Source organism: Microbispora sp. H10836 (assembly GCF_012999525.1).
GTDB lineage: Bacteria > Actinomycetota > Actinomycetes > Streptosporangiales > Streptosporangiaceae > Microbispora.
In genome coordinates, this window is sequence record NZ_JABBWU010000002.1 from 585779 (window position 1) to 591819 (window position 6041).

The following is a 6041-nucleotide window of genomic DNA, read 5'->3' on the forward strand; positions in this document are numbered from 1 at the left end:
GTGTTCGGCAGCGCCAACATGGACCTGGTGGCGTACGTCGCCCAGGCCCCCAAACCGGGGGAGACCATCACGGGCCGGGCGTTCCGCACGATCCCGGGTGGCAAGGGGGCCAACCAGGCGATCGCCGCGGCCCGCGCGGGGGCCGAGGTGGCCTTCCTCGGGGCGGTGGGGGACGACGCGTTCGGGCCGGGCCTGCGCGGCGCGCTCACCGAGGCGGGCGTCGACACGAGCGGGCTGCGCGTCGTGCCCGGCCCCTCGGGCGTCGCCCACATCGTCGTGCAGGACGGCGGCGACAACTCGATCATCGTGGTGCCCGGGGCCAACGGCACCGTCACCGGCCCCTCGCCGCGGGACGCGGAGACGATCGGCCGGTCCGACGCCCTGCTGCTGCAACTGGAACTGCCGATGGACGCCGTGGTCGCCGCGGCCCGGGTTCCCGGCACGCGGGTGATCCTGACCCCGGCCCCCGCCGTGCCGCTGCCGGCCGAACTGCTGGAGGCCGTCGGCCTCATCGTGCCCAACGAGCACGAGGCGGCCTCCCTGACCGGCCGCGACGATCCCCGGGACGCGCTGGAGGCGCTGCTCGACCTCGTCCCCGAGGCCGTCGTCACCCTCGGCGCCCGGGGCGCCCTGTACGGCTCGCGCGACGGCACCCGGCTGCGCGAGCCCGCCGTACCGGTGCGGGCGGTGGACACCACGGCGGCGGGGGACACCTTCGCGGGGGCGCTGGCGGTGGCCAGGAGTGAGGGGGCCGACCCGGCGCGGGCACTGCGCTTCGCCTCGGCCGCGGCGGCGCTGTCGGTGCGGCGGGAGGGCGCCAGCATCTCGATGCCGCACCGTCACGAGATCGACCGTCTCCTGGAGGGCATGTGAACGGGCCACTCGACGGCGTACGGGTGATCGACGCCGCGACGCTGTTCGCCGGGCCGACCGCGGCCATGCTGCTCGGCGACTACGGCGCGGACGTCATCAAGATCGAGCATCCCCGCAGGCCGGACCCGTCGCGGGGGCACGGGCCCGAGGGACTGTGGTGGAAGATGCTCGGCCGCAACAAGCGCACGATGACGCTCGACCTGTCCGCCGCGGAGGGCCAGGACCTGATGGTCCGGCTGATCGAGGACGCGGACGTGCTCATCGAGAACTTCCGCCCCGGCACGCTGGAGCGCTGGAACCTGTCCTGGGACCGGCTCAGCGAGGTCAACCCCGGCCTGGTGCTCGCCCGGGTCACCGGGTTCGGCCAGTCCGGCCCGTACGCCAGGCGGCCCGGCTTCGGCACCCTCGCCGAGGCGATGAGCGGGTTCGCCGCGATGACGGGGGAGCCCGGCGGGCCGCCCACGCTGCCGCCGTTCGGGCTCGCGGACGGCATCTGCGCGCTGGCCACCGCGTTCGCCGTGATGACGGCCCTGCGGTCGGGCCGCGGGCAGGTCGTCGACCTGTCCATCGTCGAGCCGATCCTGACGGTGCTCGGCGCCCAGCCGACGGTCTACGACCGGCTCGGCGTCGTGCCCGCGCGCACGGGCAACCGCTCGGTCAACAATGCGCCGCGCAACACCTACCGGTGCCGCGACGGCTCCTGGGTCGCGGTCTCCACCTCCGCCCAGAGCATCGCCGTACGGGTGATGCGCCTGGTCGGGCGGCCCGAGCTGGCCGAGGAGCCGTGGTTCACCACGGGCGCGGGCCGGGTGGCGCACGCGGACGAGCTCGACGCGGCCGTGGCGGCGTGGGTCGGCGAGCGGACCCGGGAGGAGGTGCTGCGGGCGTTCGAGGAGGCGGAGGCCGCCGTGGCGCCGATCTACGACGTGCGCGACGTGCTGGCCGACCCGCAACTGCGGGCGCTCGACGCCGTGACCACGGTGGAGGACCCCGAGCTGGGCCCGCTGCGGATGCAGAACGTGATGTTCCGGCTGTCGGACACCCCCGGACGCATCCGGTGGACCGGCCGTCCGCACGGCGCCGACACCGACGAGATCCTGCACGGCCTCGGCCTGACCGCCGCGGACGTCGAGGCCCTGCGCGCCAAGGGTGTGGTGTGACATGTCACACCACGGTGCGGCATGAGCGCCGATCATGCGGAAAGGGGCACGGAGGATTCGCGAGGAGTTGACGCCGTGCCTTCCACTGGGTTTTCTTCCGGGCCTTCAGCCGGCAGCCCCCTGACGTGGTTGTACGTGCCCGCCGACCGTCCGGACCGGGTCGCCAAGGCGCTCGGCGGCGAGGCCGACATGGTGGTCGTGGACCTGGAGGACGCGGTCGCCCCGGAGAACAAGGGCACCGCCCGGGCCGCGACCGTCGCCCTCCTGGCCACGCCGCAGCCGCGCGTGGAGATCCGCGTCAACGACGTCCGCACGCCGTACGGCCAGGCCGACCTGCACGCGCTCGGCACGCTGCTGCACGGCAGCGGCGGCCTGCGCGTCCCCAAGGTGGAGTCGGCCGACGAGGTCCGCTGGATCGCCGACGCGGTGCCGGGCGTGCCGCTGCGCCCCATCGTCGAGTCGGCCCTCGGGCTGGAGCGGGCGTTCGAGATCGCCACGGCCTCCCCGGCGGTGGCCGGGATCGGCCTGGGCGAGGCCGACCTGCGCGCCGACCTCGGCGTGACCGGCGAGGCGGGCCTGGCCTGGGCGCGGTCCCGCATCGTGGTCGCGGCCCGGGCCGCGGGGCTGCCGGCCCCGGCGCAGTCGGTGTATCCGAACGTCCGCGACCTCGACGGCCTGGCCGCGTCCTGCGCCGAGGGCCGGGTCATGGGATTTCGCGGCCGGGCGGCCATCCACCCCATCCAGTTGCCGGTGATCGCGGCGGCCTACCGCCCGACCCGGGAGGAGATCGTCGCCGCCCTGGAGGTCGTCTCCGCCGCCGACCAGGGCGCGGTCGCCCTCGCCGACGGCCGCTTCGTCGACGAGGCCGTCGTCCGCCAGGCCCGCAGCATCCTCACCGACGCGGGCGACCACTGAGGTGCTTCACGTCGTTCGCCGCGCGACGAACACGAACTCGCGCCCCGGGCGGTCGGGGGCGTCGCGCACGTCCAGCACGCGATAGCCGTTCGGGGTCAGGCTCTCCTCCACCTCGTCCCGGTCGCGGAACCGGAGAGTCGAGTCCGACGTGACGACCGCGCCGTCCGCCAGGAAGGTGTAGGTGTAGCGGAAGGACACCAGCGGCGGGCTCACGCCGGTGACCTCGAGGCGCCGCTCCACGACCCCGGCCTCCGGCAGGTCGAGGACGACCGGACCGGTGTCGGAGGCCCACTCCTCCCATGCCCGGCGCTCGGGGCGCCTGGTCTCGAACACGAGATGCCCCCGCGGGCGGAGCGCGGCGTGGACGCCCCGGAGCGTCCGCGACCATTCGTCGTCGGTGAGGAACACCTGCGCGACGTTCCCCGTCATGACGGCGAGGTCGGCGCCGAACGGCGGCAGGCCGGTGGCGTCGCCGTGGACCCAGGTGACCCTTCCTGCCGGGTCCTTCGACCTGGCGATCCGCAGCGACGCCTCGGCGGGGTCGACGCCCATGACGGTGCGTCCGCCGCCGGCGAGCAGGACCGCCAGGCATCCCGTCCCGCAGCCGACGTCGAGCACGCGCTCGGCGCCCAGCTCGTCGGCGAGGCCGAGATACGCGCTCAGGTCGTCACGGTCACCGTCGAAGGCGTCGTAGACGGCGGCCAGCCGAGGGTGGGCGAAGATCGCGTCAGGCACTCGGCGACCATACCTCGCACGCCGCCCCTACGCTCCCGGGTGCTGGGCGGCCCGGGTCTGCCGCCACTGCTCCATGACCTGCCGGAAGGCCTCGCTCACGAGGAGCAGGAGCTCGGCGGAGGCCTCGAAGCGGGCGCCCGCCGGGGTCGCGGCCCCGAGGATCTCGGCTCCGCGCCGCGACGCGGCCACGAGGGCGTCGTTCATCCGCAGGGATGCGTGCATGGACCGGAGCCAGATCTCATCGTCGATGACGTAACGTTCGCGCCGCGCGCCGGGGACCCGTTCCCGCCTGAGCATTCCCTGCTGTTCGAGGAAGGCGACGGCGTGCGAGATCGACGCGGGGCTGACGCGGAGCCGCTGCACCAGGTCGGCCGCGGTGAGAGCGCCGGCGTCGCTGACGTACAGGCAGGCCAGCACCCTGGCCTCCATCCGGGGCAGCCCCTGCTCGACGAGGAGAGCGATGAAGGACTCCGTGAAGTCCCGCACGGCCTGGGGGTCACGTCCATGGCCGCTGTCGGAGATCGGCGGGGCCGGAGGCTGAGCCTGCCTGCGCCGGCGCGCGCGATGCCGGGTGGCCTCGTGCGCGCGGTCCGCCCCGTAGTCGCCGGGTCCGCCGTTGCGGGTGACCTCCCGCATGATGGTCGACGCGGGCCGCCCCAGACGCCGGCCGATCTCCGCGTATCCGAGTCCCTCGGCCAGCCCCGCGGCGATGTGCCGGCGGTCCTCGTCGGTGAGTCTGCCTCCGGGCATCGGCGGTGATCTCCTGTCTGTCGCATGTGCGGAGCCGTGCGCCCCACGCCCGCTGCACAGTATGCATTCACGCGGATCCCATTGCAAAGGGCGCCTGGCCGTCCATTGCGTTTGCTCGCATCTTCATTGCAATGCACGTCACTAAAACACGTGTATGCAGGAGAGACTGGCCTCCTATTAATGTTGACCATTTTATGAACGCAATGTAGTGTCACGGACGTTCAGAGATTCCCGAACATCGTGGCAGTGTGGGCAAGGAGATTGATGATGGGAAACGGCTTTTCCGCGACAGGGCTGCGCAGAGTGCGTGAGGTGCTGACCCGGCACGTCGAGTCGGGGAGGATCCCCGGGCTCGTCGCGCTGGTGGGCCGGGGTGACGAGACGTACGTCGAGGCGATCGGGACGATGCGCCATGACGGTGGCGCGCCGATGCGCCGGGACACGATCTTCCGGATGGCGTCCACGTCCAAGCCGGTCACGATCGCGGCGGCGATGGTCCTGCTCGACGAGTGCGGGCTGCGGCTGGATGACACCGTGGACCCGTGGCTGCCCGAGCTCGCCGACCGCCGGGTGCTGCGGCGGATCGACGGGCCCGTGGACGACACCGTGCCGGCGCGGCGGCCGATCACCGTCCGGGACGTGCTGTCCTCCACGTTCGGGCTCGGCATGGACATGACGTCGCTGGGCACCCCGATCATGAACGCGGTCTTCGAGCGGGGGCTCACGCCCAATCTGCCGGAGCCGATGCCCGAGCCGGACGAGTGGATGCGCCGCCTGGGCGAGCTTCCGCTGATGCACCAGCCGGGGGAGCGCTGGCAGTACCAGATCAGCAGCGATCTGGTCGGCGTGCTCGTCTCCCGGGTCACGGGACAGTCGTTCGAGGAGTTCCTGCGCGAACGCGTCTTCGAGCCGCTGGGCATGAAGGACACCGGCTTTCACGTGCCCGCCGACCAGATCGACCGGCTGCCGGCCCTTTACGCCCCCGATCCGCGGACCGGCGAGTTCCTCGTGTGGGACGAGGCCGAGGGAGGACGGTGGAGCCTGCCGCCGGCGTTCCAGGGCGGTGGCGGCGGGCTGGTCTCCACCGTCGACGACTACCACGCCTACTTCCGGATGCTGCTGAACGGCGGGACGCACGGGAGTGAGCGGATCCTGTCCCGGCCCGCCGTCGAGCTGATGACCACGAACCGCCTCACGCCCGAGCAGAACGCCGCCAGAAACGCGATGGCCGTCGGCAACGTCCACATCTCGCACGGCCAGGGGCAGCACGGCGGCTGGGGTTTCGGGATGGCGGTGCGCACCTACCGCGGCGACTACGCCTCCGTCGGCCAGTTCGGCTGGGACGGCGGAAGCGGCACCGCGGCCTACGCCGACCCGGCCGAGCGACTCACCGGGATCCTGCTCACCCAGGTCGGGGCGTCCACCCCGGATTCGATGCGGCTCATCCACGACTTCTGGACCACGCTCTACCAGGCGATCGACGACTGACAGAGATGATGTAGGTGAGCACCTCCCGCCGGGGTCTGACCCATCGACTGACTGACTTAGGGTCCTCAACGGGATCTGTCGGCTTCGGCCGGGAGGTGCTCGTCGCACTCACCGGACGTG

6 protein-coding genes are annotated in these 6041 nt (G+C 72.8%); 4 read left to right on the forward strand and 2 right to left on the reverse strand.

What is annotated here, in order from left to right; translation table 11 throughout:
* Positions 1 to 18: 18 nt before the first annotated feature.
* From HHX30_RS07320 to HHX30_RS07330, 3 genes are all read left to right on the forward strand, one after another.
* Entirely contained in the window at positions 19 to 873 is an 855-nt protein-coding gene (locus HHX30_RS07320) for a ribokinase (protein ID WP_211591727.1), read from the forward strand.
* A complete protein-coding gene (locus HHX30_RS07325) occupies positions 870 to 2033 on the forward strand; it encodes a CaiB/BaiF CoA-transferase family protein (RefSeq protein WP_169980649.1) in 1164 nt (387 codons plus the stop codon). The genes HHX30_RS07320 and HHX30_RS07325 overlap by 4 nt, the downstream gene beginning before the upstream one ends.
* A gap of 135 nt (positions 2034 to 2168) precedes the next feature.
* Complete coding sequence (locus tag HHX30_RS07330; RefSeq protein WP_311922164.1) at positions 2169 to 2948, forward strand: CoA ester lyase; 780 nt, start codon at positions 2169 to 2171, stop codon at positions 2946 to 2948.
* A 6-nt stretch (positions 2949 to 2954) separates the two neighbouring features.
* Here the strand turns inward: HHX30_RS07330 and HHX30_RS07335 are convergent, their stop codons facing one another.
* Both HHX30_RS07335 and HHX30_RS07340 read right to left on the reverse strand, forming a co-directional pair.
* Positions 2955 to 3683, reverse strand: a complete 729-nt coding sequence (locus HHX30_RS07335; RefSeq protein ID WP_169980653.1) for a class I SAM-dependent methyltransferase — start codon at positions 3681 to 3683, stop codon at positions 2955 to 2957.
* A 27-nt stretch (positions 3684 to 3710) separates the two neighbouring features.
* The gene (locus HHX30_RS07340; protein ID WP_169980655.1) at positions 3711 to 4433 is read right to left on the reverse strand and encodes a GbsR/MarR family transcriptional regulator; all 723 of its coding nucleotides are present in this window, start codon (positions 4431 to 4433) and stop codon (positions 3711 to 3713) included.
* Positions 4434 to 4697: 264 nt separating this feature from the next.
* On the opposite strand from HHX30_RS07340, the gene HHX30_RS07345 reads away from it, so the two are divergent.
* Entirely contained in the window at positions 4698 to 5921 is a 1224-nt protein-coding gene (locus tag HHX30_RS07345) for a serine hydrolase (protein ID WP_249349734.1), read from the forward strand.
* Positions 5922 to 6041 lie beyond the last annotated feature (120 nt).

Bases quoted from the DNA above. Each gene is read 5' to 3' on its own strand.
- HHX30_RS07345 (WP_249349734.1), top strand. From the start codon at position 4,698: ATGATGGGAAACGGCTTTTCCGCGACAGGGCTGCGCAGAGTGCGTGAG.
- HHX30_RS07340 (WP_169980655.1), bottom strand. From the start codon at position 4,433: ATGCCCGGAGGCAGACTCACCGACGAGGACCGCCGGCACATCGCCGCG.
- HHX30_RS07320 (WP_211591727.1), top strand. From the start codon at position 19: ATGGACCTGGTGGCGTACGTCGCCCAGGCCCCCAAACCGGGGGAGACC.